General features: G+C 68.3%; 12 protein-coding genes and 1 tRNA gene. 10 read left to right on the top strand and 3 right to left on the bottom strand.

Translation table 11 applies throughout. The features are described from left to right. Positions 1 to 18: 18 nt before the first annotated feature. Together argS and CLT72_RS31655 are read right to left on the bottom strand one after the other, a co-directional pair. Entirely contained in the window at positions 19 to 1737 is a 1719-nt protein-coding gene (gene argS / locus CLT72_RS23875; RefSeq protein ID WP_101413678.1) for an arginine--tRNA ligase, read from the bottom strand. 411 nt (positions 1738 to 2148) lie between these two features. Then, a complete protein-coding gene (locus tag CLT72_RS31655) occupies positions 2149 to 2436 on the bottom strand; it encodes a hypothetical protein (RefSeq protein ID WP_144082316.1) in 288 nt (95 codons plus the stop codon). 659 nt (positions 2437 to 3095) lie between these two features. On the opposite strand from CLT72_RS31655, the gene CLT72_RS23885 reads away from it, so the two are divergent. The 3 genes from CLT72_RS23885 (at position 3096) to CLT72_RS33020 (ending at position 6094) form a co-directional block, all read left to right on the top strand. Further along, the gene (locus tag CLT72_RS23885) at positions 3096 to 4334 is read left to right on the top strand and encodes an IS701 family transposase (protein ID WP_199184735.1); all 1239 of its coding nucleotides are present in this window, start codon (positions 3096 to 3098) and stop codon (positions 4332 to 4334) included. A 63-nt stretch (positions 4335 to 4397) separates the two neighbouring features. After that, positions 4398 to 4985, top strand: a complete 588-nt coding sequence (locus CLT72_RS23890) for a nucleoside monophosphate kinase (protein ID WP_158242067.1) — start codon at positions 4398 to 4400, stop codon at positions 4983 to 4985. Between the two features lie 932 nt (positions 4986 to 5917). Beyond that, entirely contained in the window at positions 5918 to 6094 is a 177-nt protein-coding gene (locus CLT72_RS33020) for a hypothetical protein (RefSeq protein WP_486484315.1), read from the top strand. Between the two features lie 247 nt (positions 6095 to 6341). On the opposite strand, the gene CLT72_RS23900 is transcribed toward CLT72_RS33020, so the two are convergent. Next, a tRNA-Lys gene (locus CLT72_RS23900) sits at positions 6342 to 6416 on the bottom strand. A gap of 551 nt (positions 6417 to 6967) precedes the next feature. Here CLT72_RS23900 and CLT72_RS23905 point away from each other — a divergent pair. From CLT72_RS23905 to CLT72_RS23935, 7 genes are all read left to right on the top strand, one after another. Further along, positions 6968 to 8104, top strand: coding sequence for an ROK family protein (locus CLT72_RS23905; protein WP_199184634.1), 1137 nt, complete (start codon positions 6968 to 6970; stop codon positions 8102 to 8104). Positions 8105 to 8176: 72 nt separating this feature from the next. Next, positions 8177 to 9697 (top strand): ABC transporter substrate-binding protein, encoded by a 1521-nt coding sequence (locus CLT72_RS23910; RefSeq protein WP_144082317.1) that lies wholly within the window; start codon positions 8177 to 8179, stop codon positions 9695 to 9697. An 81-nt stretch (positions 9698 to 9778) separates the two neighbouring features. Next, a complete protein-coding gene (locus CLT72_RS23915; protein WP_101413683.1) occupies positions 9779 to 10720 on the top strand; it encodes an ABC transporter permease in 942 nt (313 codons plus the stop codon). Further along, positions 10717 to 12498 carry a dipeptide/oligopeptide/nickel ABC transporter permease/ATP-binding protein gene (locus CLT72_RS23920; RefSeq protein ID WP_101413684.1) on the top strand — a complete coding sequence of 594 codons (1782 nt, stop codon included), beginning with the start codon at positions 10717 to 10719 and terminating at the stop codon, positions 12496 to 12498. Before CLT72_RS23915 ends, CLT72_RS23920 begins: the two co-directional genes overlap by 4 nt. Next, a complete protein-coding gene (locus CLT72_RS23925; protein WP_250101854.1) occupies positions 12495 to 13337 on the top strand; it encodes an ATP-binding cassette domain-containing protein in 843 nt (280 codons plus the stop codon). Before CLT72_RS23920 ends, CLT72_RS23925 begins: the two co-directional genes overlap by 4 nt. Positions 13338 to 13367: 30 nt before the next feature. After that, complete coding sequence (locus tag CLT72_RS23930) at positions 13368 to 14255, top strand: sugar phosphate isomerase/epimerase family protein (protein WP_101413685.1); 888 nt, start codon at positions 13368 to 13370, stop codon at positions 14253 to 14255. Continuing rightward, positions 14252 to 15313 (top strand): Gfo/Idh/MocA family protein, encoded by a 1062-nt coding sequence (locus CLT72_RS23935; protein WP_101413686.1) that lies wholly within the window; start codon positions 14252 to 14254, stop codon positions 15311 to 15313. The genes CLT72_RS23930 and CLT72_RS23935 overlap by 4 nt, the downstream gene beginning before the upstream one ends.

Here is a 15313-nt window from a genome sequence, read left to right on the forward strand (position 1 = left end):
ACCGCACCCCATTCCCGATCACATGCGCTCGGGAGTCCTGATGCCGAGCAGGTACAGCCCCTGCTGGAGCAACCGGGCGGTGAGGTCGCAGAGCGCCAGCCGGCTCTCCCGGACCGGCTCGTCCGCGCGCAGCACCGGGCAGCGCTCGTAGAACGCGTTGAACGCGACAGCCAACCGGTACAGGTAGCCGGTCAGGTGGTGGAACTCCAGGCTGTCCGCCACCTCGCCGACCACCGTCCCGAAGCCGACCAGCTCGAAGGCGAGCGCCCGTTCGGCCGGATCGGCAAGCGAGATCGCCGCCTCCCGCCGGGCCGCCACCCCGGCCCGCCGGAAGATCGACCGGATCCGCGAGTACGCGTACTGGAGATAGGGCGCGGTGTTGCCGTCCAGCGACAGCATCCGCTCCCAGTCGAGCACGTAGTCCTTGTGCCGGTCGCTGGACAGGTCGGCGTACTTGATCGCGCCGATGCCGACCGCCCGGCCCACGTCGGCCGCCTCCGCCTCGCCCAGGTCCGGGTTCCGCTCCCGGGCCAGCGCCGTAGCCCGGACGATCGCCTCCTCCAGCAGCCCGACCAGCTTCACCGAGCCGCCGGCCCTGCTGCGCAGCATCCGCCCGTCCGATCCGAGGATCGAGCCGAACCCGACGTGCTCGGCCCGGGCCGGCGGGGCCAGCCAGCCGGCCTGCGCGGCGGCGGCGTACACCATCTCGAAGTGCCGCCGCTGCGGCAGGCCGACCACGTAGAGCAAGCGGGTCGCGGCCAGCGTGCCGGTGCGGTGCCGCATCGCCGCCAGGTCGGTTGCCGGATAGCCGTACCCGCCGTCGGACTTGCGGACGATCAGCGGCAGCGGCTCGCCGTCCCGGCCCACCGGGCCGGGCGGAAACACGCAGGCCGCCCCCTCGCTCTCCCGCAGCAGCCCTAGGCGGTCCAGCTCCTCGGCCACTGGTCCGAGCAGGTCGTTGTAGCTGCTCTCACCGTGGAAGTCCCGCTCGGTGAGGGTCACGTCGAGCAGGTCGTAGACGGTCATGAAGTACCGTTCGGACTGCTCCACCAGCAACCGCCACAGCCGCAGCGTCGCCGGATCGCCGCTCTGCAGGGCCACCACCCGCCGCCGGGACCGCTCACGGAACGCCTCATCCGCGTCGAACGCGACCCGGGCCGCCTTGTAGAACGAGTCCAGGTCACCCATGGACAGCTCGCGCGCCGCCCCGGCCCCGCCCAGGTCGACCAGGTGCTCGATCAGCATGCCGAACGGCGTGCCCCAGTCACCCAGGTGGTTGGCCCGCAGCACCCGGTGCCCCAGCCACTCCAGCAGCCGGGCCGCCGCGTCGCCGATCACCGTCGACCGCAGGTGCCCGACGTGCATCTCCTTCGCCACGTTCGGCGCCGAGTAGTCGACCACCACCGTCTCCGGCTCGGTGACCAGCGGCACCCCGAGCCGCGGGTCGGTGGCCAGCGCGGAGACCAGCCCGGCGAGGGCTTCGTCGGCGACGGTCAGGTTGAGGAAGCCCGGCCCGGAGACCTCCGCCGCGCCGCACAGATCGGCCAGCTCCGCGAGGTCCAGCACCTGGGCGGCGATCGCGCGCGGCGGCCGGCCGAGCCGCCGGGCCAGCGCCAGCGCCGCGTCGGACTGGAAGTCCGCGCGCTGGGAGCGCCGCACGACCGGATCCACCGGCCCGCCGGCCACCGTCGCGAACGCCGGCGCCAGCCGGTCGGCCAGCAGTTTCTCAAGGTCCATGGGGTACGCCGATCTCGCTCGGATCCGCCGCGCGGATCACCGGATGGGGATGCGGGCGGACCGAGGACGACCGACGATGACCGGCGGCTCGATCCGCCGGTCGCAGGAGAAGAAGACTCAGCGCAGGCGGTCGCGGGACCGCCGGCGTCGCAGCGCGCCGACCTGGACGTCGGGGGACGTCATCGGGTACGCGGGCGAGCTGCTCATGGCAGCAGCCTAACCGGCCGGCCCGCAGGCTGTGCAACGGTGTTCCTCGGCGGTCGGGCGCAACGACCCAGCGCAATCACCGACCTGAACGCTGATGCCTCGGGCTGCGCAGATCGCCGGGAGCGCTCATAACTCGGTCCGCAGCAGTCCTCGGCGGCCTTCCGACGCCTTGGCCTCCAGCATCCAGCACGGGCACGGCGGTAGTCACCGGGCTGGCAGATCGCTCCGACTGAATCCTGCAGACCGGGCCTCGGCCTCCGTGCAGAAGAAGTCTGTCACCAGAAAGTCCACGCCATAGTCGTCGCTGCCAGGTGCACGGTACGTGTAAGCCGCTGCAAATTCCGTCGCCACTACAGGGCGTCCGCCGCATTTCAAGAAATAGATCGGATATCGCGCAAAGGGCGCAATGAAGGGGACGAAAAGAGCCGTCAAATACAGGGCGATCGGGATGGCAGCAATCAGCCATCCCTTGCGGATCTTTGCCGGGGACATTCTGGTTTCTCTCCGTCCTGCGCCTCTCCCAACCGATAGCCGTGTAGCCGCACGGCTTGGGCCAGCGGCCAGAGGCATGCCCCGCTGGCGTCAAGGCTGACCCCCAGATAATCGGCCTGACGGCCGCCGCACGCCACCCTGACGTGGCCATCCCGCAGCATCCTGGGTGGCCACCTCGCGTCGCCGCGTCCGAGATGGGTGATACCTGTCAGTCATAAGAATGCCTCACAGGTATCGCTCGTCAGGCAATACCTCCCGGCGACGCCCCAGACCGTTCGGTCCGTGCTCGTCCGGCCCCACGGATTCCAGTAGACGAGGGACTCTGGCCTGGTCGAAGAACAACCAAGATCGTCTAGCCGGACGTGTCACGGATCAAGTGACAGCGATCCGTAACGCATCAAGTGGAGCCCGGCATACGCTTCACCGTAAGTGTCGTGTCCCGGCTATGCTTTACACCTGCGTCCCACCTGATGCATTACGCATTCTGCTAGTACTCCAGCCGGGGATGTTGACCTTGGCTGAGCTGGGGCTTGGTGTGGTGTGTGAACGGGTGCAGCCACCGTCGATCATGGGCGGTTGTGTGGACTGACCATGACGCGGCGGTGGCTGCGGGATACAGGGTAGACGCTCAGCGGTGGCGGGTGTTGTTCGACGGCCTGATGCTGACGGTCGGGGGACGTTTCCGCAGGCCCGAGCCTCGCCGTCGGGTGCGTGACTTCGTCCGGGGCCTGCTGGCGCCGTTACCGTCGAAGAACTGCTGGACGATCGCCGAGCACGCCGGTGACAGCGGCCCGGACGGGATGCAGGACCTGTTGACCCGGGTGCGCTGGGACGACGCCGCCGTTCGTGTCGATGTCCGCGAGTTCGTCGCCCAGCACCTCGGTGATACCGAGGCGGTGCTGGTCATCGACGAGACGGGGGACCTGAAGAAGGGCCGGCACACCGTCGGTGTCCAGCGGCAGTACTCAGGCACGGCCGGGAAGATCGAGAACTGCCAGCTCGCCGTGCACCTCGTCTACGCCACCGACACCGCTCACGCGATGCTCGACGCGGCCCTCTACCTGCCGAAATCCTGGTGCGACGACCCCGAACGCCGGACACGGGCCGGTGTCCCCGAGCAGGTGCGGTTCGCCACGAAACCGCAGCTGGCGTCCCGGATGATCACCACCGCGGTCACCGCCGGGCTGCCGTGCGGGTGGGTGGCCGGCGACGAGGCCTACGGCAACGATCCACGCCTGGCCGCCCGGCTACGTCAGCTGCGCCTGGGCTACGTCCTGGCCGTGGCCCGCTCCCACCAGGTCACCACCAGCCTCGGCGTCCACCGCGTCGACGCCCTGGCCACCGGTCTTCCCACCACCGCCTGGCAGCGCATCTCCGCCGGCCGAGGCGCGAAAGGCCACCGCTGGTACGACTGGTCCTACACCGCCCTACCGCACGCCACCGACGCACACGGCGGACACCACTGGCTCCTGACCCGCCGCAACCGCCGCACCGGTGAACTGGCCTTCTACCGCTGCTGGTCACCGCAACCCGTCCCACTCCACCGCCTGGTCACGGTCGCCGGCCGCCGCTGGAAAATCGAAGAATCGTTCCAGGCCGCGAAGACCGGACTCGGCCTCGACCAGCACCAACACCGCCGCTGGACGTCATGGCACCGCTGGACCACCCTGGTGATCCTCGCCCACGCATTCCTCGCCGCCGCGACCGCCAACCACCACCATCAACCGGCCGGGCTGATCCGACTGACCGTCAACGAACTACGCCACCTGTTCCACGTCCTGATCATCGAACCCACCCGCCGCCGAGCGGACCCACTGCTCTGGTCCATCCGCCGACGACGCCACCAAGCCCAAGCCATGACCAGCCACTACACCCGACAAGACCTCACCGAGCCGTGATCACAATCCCCGGCTGGAGTACTAGCTTTGCCCTTCGCTGGCCACTCGCACATGGGAGGACGCATGCCGAACGTTGCCCTCATCGCCGGGCCCCTAGTGGACCTGTCCTCCGCTGCGGCGGTTCTGGCAGAAGCGACCGGCCTCCAGGTCATCAGCCCGGGCAATGTCTGCCGTGAGCACGTGCAACTGCGGACGCCGCTAGGCGAACAGATGAACTGCTATATGCATGGCGGGCACCTTGTCCCGGATGAGCTGATCACGAAGGCCATCGCTGACGCTCTAGCCGTCGTGGATAGCGGCTGGCTGCTGTGCAACTACCCGCGTAGGATCGGTCAGGCGGAGTTGTTAGCGCAGAGCGGCTATGGGCCTGACACGGTGATCGGGCTCGTCTTGACCAAGGACGAGCTCGACCTCACGGTCCGTCGCCGGGTGGAACGCCAGATAGAGCTGGACCCTCAGCAAGCCGAGCGACGCCAGGAGTTGCTGCGGATGTACTCGTTCTATCAGGAGGACTACCAGGATCAGGTCGAGCCGCTGTGCGCTTATTACCGGACTCTCGGCGTGTTGCAGACCACCAGTGGGTTTGGCGACTACGAGGACGTAGCGGCCAGGCTGCTTCCGATCGCTTCCGACGGTCAAGGCCACCCGTAAAGCATGCCCTGGGACGAAAGCGTCAAGCATCAGGTGGGACTCGGCAACGCTTCACCGTAAGGTACGTGAACTGCAATACCAAGGCCGATGTGCCGGGAAGTCTCTGGATTGCCCCGACTCCCTTGTGTCCGTCCGCATTAGAGGTGAGATTATGGAGATCCGGCAGAGTGGGCGGTGGCGCGCGGCCACCCTCGGGCTTCGGATCGGCCTCACGAGTATGCCTATCATGCTTGTTTTGATGCTATTGGGGCGCTTTACGAATGCCAAAGAAATTGTCGTCCCAATCATTTTCACGATCCTTCCTGTAGCCATAGTCTCGATTCTTGTAGGGTGGGTGGGCGCCGTGCTTCTGATTCGTGACACGAGTCGCTACACGGGCGCAGCTAGTGGATATGTTAATCCCAGGCGAGCTTGGGAACTCATGCAGGCGGCAATTTCGGACGTCTGCAATTTCCGGAGGTGGTAGGCGACTGCCAGTAGAGTAGTCATGCTGACGCGTGGCGGGCGTTGCGTTATGAGCGAATGACCAATCGTTTGACGGCAATAGCCGCTTCTCCGACTGATAAAGCCTCGGTGTCGATTCGCAAGTCTGCTACCGGGGGGCGAAGTGTCTGCTCGACAGCCGCGAAGCGACGGTCTTCGTCCCCGGTGCCCCGCGACTGGATGCGCTTTGCGAGTACGGCCGGCCGGGCGTGTAGCTCGACTATGGTCCAGTTCGCTTCGGTGCCGTCCGCAATAGCTCCAAGTGCCTCAATCTGGCCGCTGGTGAGTCCCGAGAGAAGCTGTTCGAGCGCAAGACCGACGTAGAAGCCTTCGACCTCGAATGCCGCTCGGGTGTTGCGGCGGAAGTAAGGGCTACGCGTGCGACGGATCGGCTCACCTTCGCTGAATACGCGCAGCGATGGAGGGGGTCACGTGAGTCCGGCTGGGCCATGGAAACGCGTCGGCGTATTCCGCAGAACCTGCGAAAGCACGTCCTGCCCGTCTTCGGTGAGAAGGCCAGTCGTTCGATCAACCTGACTAACGTGCTGACCTGGCTTGGCCGGTTACTCGATGAGGGCACCCCGAAATCGTCGGTGAGCCTTTACTTCGGCCTGTCACGACGCTGATGAGCAACGGCGTGGAGCCTCAGGAGGTACAGAAGGCGCTGCCGCATGCCAACCTGCGGATCACGTTGGAGACCTACGTTCACTGGATGCCGAAGGAGGACCGGCCGCGCGGCCTGGTCGGTGGCCTCCTGCGGGACGCAGACAGCACCCGGCGGGAACCTCGCGCGGACCAAGATCGGAGTTGAGTTGTGCCCTGGTTGTGCCCGATGATCTTCGTTCGGCGTTCTCGCAGCTCAGGGGCGGTTTGTGGTGGGCCGCCAGGGACTCGAACCCTGAACCTATGGATTAAAAGTCCACAGCTCTGCCATTGAGCTAGCGGCCCGCGCGCTCAGGTTACCGGAAGGCGGCCGGTTGCGACTCTCGGCTTTCGTGCCGTAGGAGGAACCGGCAGCTCAGGGGAGGAGCGGCCCTCGCCGCCGTCCAGGGCGGCGCTTCCGGGCGTACGGGAAGAATCGGGCCAGGCGGCGCGGACGGTGCCGGAAGGTCAACTGCCCTCCCGGCCGCGGCCCCTGAGGGCCTTTGGATCTTGGCAGGCCGGGGCCGGACATGGTCCGGCGATCGATGCCGAAGAAGGCTGGCGATCCTCCGGTCGGACCCTATCGGAGAGTCGACGCCCGTGGTGTCCCTCCTCGTCGTCGTGCCGGCTCTACGGCGCGCTGCTGGGCTCGCCCAGCGCCGTTGCCAGCGGCTCTACCAGGGGTGTTGGCTGGTCGAAGCTGCCGCAAAAACCGGGCCATGGGAATGTAACAACTTGGGAACAACGCGAGCCGCGTTCTTGTCCGCAGTTTGTTAGCCGCCTGTACTAACCGTGTGACGTGCATTGATGAGACGGGGACCACGCCGCCGGAGCCGCAGGGCCGCGCGGTGGGGACCGTGCGGCGAGACCGGGTTCCGGCCCGGGTCCGCTCCGGCGAGAAGGTGCTCCCGGAGCAGGCCCGCGTGCACAACCGCGAGTTGCTGCTGCGGATGCTCTACCGGGAGGGGCCGCACAGCCGGGCGGATCTGGCGCGGCGCACCGGGCTGACGAGGGTCTCGGTCTCGGACGTCGTGAGCGACCTCCTCGCGGACGACCTCGTGGTCGAGGTGGGTACGCGGGCGGGGACGCGGCCCGGGAAGCCGGCCATGATGCTGAAGTTCAACGAGCACGCCTACCAGGCGGTCGCCGTGGACCTGAGCCACTCGACGCTCTACCGGGGGGCCGTGTTCGACCTCGGCGGATCGGTGGTGGCTCGTCAGCAGGTCGAGATCGAGGGCAGCACCGGCGCCGATGCGTTGGCGAAGGTCGTCGGTCTCGTCGGGGCGTTGCGCGAGCAGGTGACGGCGCCGCTGCTCGGCATCGGCATCGGCACCCCGGGCATCGTGGACCTCGGGGGCGTCGTCCTCAGCGCACCCAATCTGGGGTGGAAGGACCTCGACCTCCGCTCGGTGCTGACCGGGCACTTCGCCTGCCCCGTGGTGGTGTCGAACGACGCCAACGCCACCGCGCTCGCCGAGCGCAGTTACGGCGAGAGCGCGGCGGACACCCTCCTCGTGCGGGTCGGTGTCGGCGTGGGGGCGGGTCTGCTGCTCGGCGGGACGCCCGTCCTGGGCAGCAGGTTCGCGGCCGGCGAGATCGGCCACGTGGTCGTGGACACCGGCAGCGAGCGGGCCTGTGTCTGTGGAAAGTTCGGCTGCCTCGAGACCTGGTTGTCGACCCGGCGCATCCAGGAAGACCTCTCGAAAGCCCGTACCGACGCGGAGCACACCCGGGTCCTCGCCGCCGCGGGCGAAGCCCTCGGCTCCGTGCTGGCCCCGATCGTGGCCGCCATCAACGTCTCGGAAATCGTCCTCAGCGGGCCGCACCGGGTGCTGGAAGGACCGCTGGCCGCCGCGGCGATGGAAACCATCCGGCAGCGCGCCCTGACAGAGGTCCACGGCGACATCGTCCTGCGGCTCTCGGAGCTCGGCGACGACATCGTCCTGCGCGGCGCGACCGCCATGGTCATGAGCCAACAACTCGGGATCGCCTGATCGCTGATCCGATCCCCGTCACTCATAGCGACGCCGACCGGCGCTGGCTTTGCAGCAATAGAAGGGAACACGGTGCAACTGACACGCACGCTGACGGCAGCGTTTGCCGTAGTCGCTCTCGCCCTCGCCGGTTGTAGCGGTGGCGGGCAGGCGAATGAGGCAGGCTCGTCCCAGCTCGTCCTGGGCAACAACGGCGACCTGCTGACCTGGGACCCCGCCGAGATGAAGGAAGGCGCGGTCATCCACTACGCGGAGGCCGTCTACGACCCGCTGCTCCGCAAGACGCCCGAGTCGAAGATCGAGGGCAACCTGGCCACCTCGTACGAGTACAACGCCGACCTCACCGAGCTCACCCTGAAGCTGCGCGACGGCGTCACCTTCAGTGACGGCGCCGCCTTCGACGCCGACGCGGTGAAGGTCAACATCGAGGCGCGCAAGAAGGGGGCGGGCAGCGCCTCCGAGGGGGCCCGGGCGATCGAGCGCGTCGAGGTCGTGGACAAGGCCACGGCGCGCCTGCACCTCAGCGAGCCCAGCCCCGGCCTGCTGGCCGCCCTGGCGACGTACACGGGGTACATGGTGAGCCCCACGGCGCTCAGCGCGGGCACCATCGCCTCGAACCCCGTGGGCTCCGGGCCCTACACGTACGACGCGGGCGCCTCCGAGAAGGGCGTCAAGTACACGTTCAAGGCGCGCGACGGCTACTGGAACCGCGAGGCGTTCCCCTTCGAGAGCGTCGTGATCCGCCCGTACGAGGAGTTCACCGCCCGGTACAACGCGCTCGCCACCGGCCAGATCCAGTTCATGTACGGCACCCCCGACATGGTGCCGAAGGCCAAGACCGACGGGCTCACCGTCAAGACGGTGCCCGGCGAGTGGCAGGGCATCATCCTCCAGGACCGCGCCGGCAAGGCGTCGGCGGCACTCGGCGACGTGCGGGTGCGGCAGGCGATCAACCACGCGCTCGACCGCAAGGCCATCCTCGACACCCACTACGGCGGCTTCGGCCAGGTCTCCACGCAGACCTTCAACCCGGCCAGCGAGGCGTGGGTGCCGGAGCTGAACGCGCGCTACCCGTACGACCCGGCGAAGGCGCGCGAGTTGCTGGCCGCGGCGGGCTACGGCAGCGGCTTCAAGATCAAGATTTCGTACAGTGAGGGCTTCATGTCCCCGCTGGTGCCGATCGTCACCCAGTACCTGGGCGACGTGGGCATCACGGTCGAGCAGGTGCCGGTCAACGGCTTCGCCAACGGTGGCCTGGAGACCCTGAAGGGCCAGCCGGCGTTCATGCTCTCGTTCTCGACGAACATCCCGGCGTGGACGGACGTGCTGAACAAGCTCACCCCGACGTCGCTGTGGAACAACTTCAAGTACACCGACGAGACCGTCACCCGGCTGCTCAAGGAGATCCCGGCCGCGCAGGGTGACAAGCAGGCCGCCCTCTACAAGGAGCTGAACACCCACCTCGTCGAGCAGGCCTGGTTCGCGCCGATCGTCACGCAGGAGAACGTCTACCTGTTCAAGTCGGACATCGACGTGACCATGCAGCAGGCGCAGCTCATGCCGAGCCTCCGCTTCTTCGCCCCGGCGAAGTAACCGCCGATCAACCCCGGATGGGTCGGACGACGGGCCGGCCCATCCGGTGGATCACTACAGCTCATCTAGGAGGTAGCAGGCATGCTGGGCTTCATCGGTCGGCGGTTGGCCACGGGCCTGCTGCTGGCGTTCTCGGTCGTGACGGGGATGTTCTTCTTCCTCATGCTCACCGGCTCCGATCCGGCCCGGGGCGCGCTCGGCCTCTACGCCACCGAGGAACAGGTCGCGGTCAAGCGGGAGCAACTCGGCCTCGACCGGCCGCTCGTCGAGCAGTACCTGAGCTGGCTGAGCGGGGTCGTACGCGGTGACCTGGGGGTTTCGTCCGCGCAGAACGCCGAGGTGAGCGAACTCATCGTGACGCGGCTGCCGGTCACCGTCTCCCTCGCGTTGGGTGCCGTCCTGGTGGCCGCGGTCCTCGGAGTCGTGCTCGGGCTGCTCGCGGCGACCCGACCCGGCACGTTCGACCGCGTACTCCAGGTGTTCATGGTGCTCGGCTTCAGCCTTCCGAACTTCTGGGTCGCGATCATCCTGGCCCTGGTCTTCGCCGTGCAACTGGGCTGGTTCCCCGCCACTGGCTACGTTCACCTGGGCGACTCACCCGGCGGGTGGCTCTGGTCCATCACCCTGCCGATCGTCGCGCTGTCGATCGGTTCGATCGCCGCCATCGCCCAGCAGCTGCGGAACTCCGTGATCACCGTCAACGGCCAGGACTACGTCCGTACGCTGCGCAGCCGGGGTCTCTCGCAGCGCGACATCCTGCTCACCCACGTCCTGCGCAACGCGGCTCCGCCGGCGCTGACGATGCTCTCCCTGCAGTTCATCGCGGCGATGAGCGGCGCCGCCATCATCGAGCGGGTGTTCGGCCTCCAGGGCATCGGCGCCGTCGCCATCAACGCCTCGGGCAACAGTGACATCCCCGTGATCATGGGCGTCCTGCTCTTCACCGTGCTCGTCGTCGTACTCGTCAATCTCGCGGTCGACATCCTCTACGCCGCACTGAACCCGAAGGTACGGAACGCATGAGCGCCGACGTGACGGCCCGTGCGGGCCTGACAGCCAGGAGATTCCGCTCCTTCCTGCGTAACCCCATAGGCGTGGTGGCGGGCGGTGTCCTGCTGGCCATCGTCGCGGCGAGCATCCTCGCGCCGCTGCTCGCCCCGCAGGACCCGAACCTGGTCGTGCTCTCGGAGGCGCTCCGACCGCCGAGCGGCGACCACCCGCTCGGCACGGACGGAAACGGGCGGGACATCCTCAGCCGCCTCCTGTGGGGCGGCCGGGTGAGCCTCCAGGCGGGCGCGATCATGGTCGCCGTCGCTCTCCTGTGCGGCATTCCCGCAGGTCTGCTCGCCGGCTACCACGCGAAGCGGTTCGACGGGGTGTCGAGCTGGATCTTCAACATGCTGATGTCGCTGCCGGAGATCCTCATCATCATCGTGGTCATCGCCTCCCTCGGCAGCGGCCTCGCCCCGACGATGATCACCCTCGGCGTGCTGGCGTCGCCGGACATCTTCCGGCTGACCCGGAGCGCCGTGATCGCGGTGCGCGAGGAGCTCTACCTCGACGCCGCCCGCGTCGCGGGGCTGTCCGACCTGCGCATCATCTTCCGCCACGTGCTCTCCGTGGTGCTGGGGCCGGTCCTCGTACGGTCCTCGTTCATCTTCGGCATGGCGATCATCGTCCAGTCCGGCCTGGAGTTCCTCGGCTTCGGCGACCCGCAGCGCCCCAGTTGGGGCGGCGAACTCAGCAACGCCTTCCAGAACTTCCAACGCGCGCCCGAGCTGGTCATCGCACCCGGCGTCGCCATCGGCCTCACGGTCATGGCACTCGTGCTCTTCGGCACGGCCCTGGCGGATTCGCTGGGGGTCAGTCGCAGACCCAAGGCCAAGCGGGCGGCGCCGTCCGCCCGCCGGGACGACACGACGGTCACCCAGGGCGAAGCCGACCGTACGCCCGCTACCGCCCTCCCCGCGGACACCCTGCTCCGCGTCGAGGACCTGTCGGTGCGGTACGTGGCCGAGGACGGCGCCACCAGGGACGTGGTGCGGGGCGTGTCGCTGCACGTCGCGCGAGGAGAGGTGCTCGGCCTGGTCGGGGAGTCCGGCTCCGGGAAGTCCCAGACGTCCTTCGCGATCCTCGGACTCCTGCCACCCGATGCCTCCGTGTCCGCCCGGCACCTCTCCCTCGACGGGCGGTCCCTGATCGGGCTGCGCGAGGGCGAGTTGCAGAAGCTGCGCGGGCCGAAGATGGCCTACGTGCCGCAGGAGCCGATGTCCAACCTGGACCCGTCGTTCACCATCGGTGCCCAGCTGACGAAGCCGATGCGGCGCAAGCTCGACCTGTCCAGGAAGGCCGCGACCGAGCGGGCCCTGCACCTGCTCGAACGCGTCGGCATTCCCGACCCCGCCCGCACGCTCGCCGCCTACCCCCACCAGCTCAGCGGAGGAATGGCACAGCGGGTGCTCATCGCGGGCGCCGTCTCCTGCGATCCCGAGCTGCTCATCGCGGACGAGCCGACCACCGCCCTCGACGTCACGGTCCAGGCGGAGGTCCTCGAACTCCTCCGTGACCTGCAACGGGAGCGCAACATGGGCCTCATCCTGGTCACCCACAACCTGGGCGTCGTCGCCGACATCTGCGACCGGGTCGCGGTGATGCGGGACGGCCTCGTCGTCGAGCAGCAACCGGTCGCCGAACTCTTCGCCAACCCGCAGCACGAGTACACCCGCATGCTCTTGGACGCGACCCTGGAGGACGCCCCTCCCCGGCGGTCGCGCGACGACCTTCAGGAGGCGCAGTCGTGAGCACCCGCGACGATTCCGATGCCCCACTGCTCGACGTCCACGACGTCAACGTCGTCTATCGCGGGTCCCGGTGGCGCAGTCCGTCCTACCACGCGCTGCACGACGTCTCGATGCAGATCCGGGCGGGCGAGACGGTCGGCCTGGTCGGCGAGTCCGGCTCGGGAAAGACGACCCTGGGCCGGGCGCTCCTGGGGCTCGCCCCGATCAGCGCCGGCACGGTCACGTTCGACGGCGCCGACATCACCCACGCGAACCGGCGCGCCCGCCGGGCCCTGAGCCGGGACATCCAGGTCGTCTTCCAGGATCCGTACTCGTCGCTCAACCCGGCGATGTCCGTGGAGAGCATCCTCGCCGAGCCGCTCCGGGCGCAGGGGGTGCCCGGGGCCGAAGCCTCCGCGCGGATCGGTCAGCTGCTGGGCCAGATCGGCCTGGAAGCCGACGCCGGGCGACGGTACCCGCGCGAGTTCTCCGGCGGGCAACGGCAGCGCATCGCCATCGCCCGCGCCCTCGCGCTGAAGCCCCGACTCATCGTCTGCGACGAACCGGTGAGTGCCCTCGACCTCTCCACCCAGGCACGCATCCTCGACCTGCTCATCGACATCCAGGAGCAGACCGGCGTCGCGTACCTCTTCATCTCCCACGACCTGTCGGTGGTGCGCTACATCTGCCACCGGGTCGCGGTCATGCTCAAGGGCCGCATCGTGGAGACCGGTGACGGTGACACCGTCACGTCACGACCACGCCATGCGTACACGAACCGGCTGCTCATGGCGTCGCCCATCCCTGACCCGGCACGCCAGGCGGAACGACGCCGCCAGTACGCCGCGCTCTCCTCCTGACCCCGCCAACCCCGACCGAAGGAAGTACCCGTGCAGTTCGGCTTCAGCTCCTACTCCTTCTACCAGCACCTGCGCACCGGCCGGATGAGCCTCCTCGAGGTCATCGACTGGATCGGCGCCAGCGACGCCACCCACATGGAGATCGCGACGGTGTCGCTCTCCCCGGAGATCTCCAACGACACCTCCACCCTCGACCAGGACCCCGGGTTCGTCCAGGAGATCAAGACCCGCGCGGCCGACCAGGGCGTCACCCTGTCCAACCTCGTCGTCCCGGCCGACCTCCTCGGCGCGGACGCGGAGAAGAACATGGCGCGGGTCAAGCGGCACATCGAGGTGGCCGCCGCCCTGGACATCAAGCTCTTCCGCCACGACGTCGCCAGGTGGGCCCACCGGGCGAAGGACGTCGCCGAGTTCGAGGCGCTGCTGCCCCGCATGGTGGAGGCGTGCAAGGAGATCGCGCGGTACGCCGCCCCGTACGGCATCACCACCAGCGTGGAGAACCACGGGCTGCTGATGAACGGCGGTGAGCGCGTACGCCGGCTCATCCACCTCGTCGACGAGCCGAACTTCAAGACGACCCTCGACGTCGGCAACTTCATGTCGGTCGACGACAACCCGGTGGTGTCGGTCGCCGAGAACGCCCCGTACGCCAGCATCGTGCACCTGAAGGACTTCTACGTCCGTTCGCAGTACCCCGGCGACGGCTGGCACCACACCCCGGGCGGCACCTACCTGCTCGGCTCCATCGTCGGCTACGGCGACCTCGACATGCGCAGGATCGTGCGGGGCATCGTCGACGCCGGCTACGACGGCTTCGTGTCCATCGAGTTCGAGGGCATCGAGGAGTGCCTGTCGGCCAACCCGATCGGTCTGGCCAACGCGAAGCGGCTCTTCGCCGAGGCGGAGGCGGCGAAGTGAGCCGGCTCGGCGTGGGCGTGATCGGCGTCGGGAGCATCGCGGAGATGCACCTGGGCGCGTACGCCGCCAACCCGGACGTCCACCTCGTCGGGGTGTTCGACGTCAACCACGAGCGGAGCGCCCAGAAGGCCGAGACCTTCGGCGTGACCCGCGTGCACCCGACGCTCGACAGCCTGCTCGCCGACCCCGAGATCGACGCGGTGAGCATCTGCACGTGGAACGACAGCCACGCGGAGATCGCCACGGCGGCGCTCGACGCCGGCAAGCACGTGCTGGTGGAGAAGCCGTTGAGCCGTACGGCCGGCGAGGCCGAGGCGCTCGTCGAGGCCGTCGAGCGCAGCGGCAGGCACCTGGAGATCGGCTTCGTCCGGCGCTTCGGCGCGAACGCCAAGGTCCTCAAGTCGTTCGTCGACAGCGGGCTGCTGGGCGACGTCTACCACGCCCGCGCGACGAACATCCGACGGCTCGGCAACCCCGGTGGCTGGTTCGCGGACCACAAGCGCTCCGGCGGGGGACCGCTCATCGACATCGGCGTGCACGTGCTGGACCTCTGCTGGTACTTCATGGGCACCCCGAAGGCCGTCACGGTCAGCGCCGTCACCCACGCCCGGCTGGGCAACCGGGCGAACGTCACGTCGCTGTCGCGGTACAAGGTCGCGGACTACGACCCGACGCAGAGCGACGTCGAGGACTTCGCCGTCGCCCTCATCCGGTTCGACAACGGGGCGTCCCTGACGCTGGAGACCAGCTACTCCCTGCACGCCCTCGAGGACCGCCTCGAAGTGGCGGTGTTCGGCGAGCGCGGGGGCGCGGAACTCGAACCCCAGCTGCGGATCGCCACCGAGATGCACGACACCGTCCTCAACGTGGGACCCCAGATCGACCACCTCAGCTTCGACTTCGCCGAGGGGTTCGCCAACGAGATCGCGCACTTCGTCTCGCTGTGCCTGGGCGAGGCCGAGCAGGTGGCCCCCGTCTCCCACGGCACGGAGATCATGCGCATGCTCGACGGGATCTACGAGTCGGCGCGGGCCGGCCACGAGATCAGGCTCTCGTGA

It is taken from the genome of Micromonospora sp. CNZ309 (assembly GCF_002846525.1).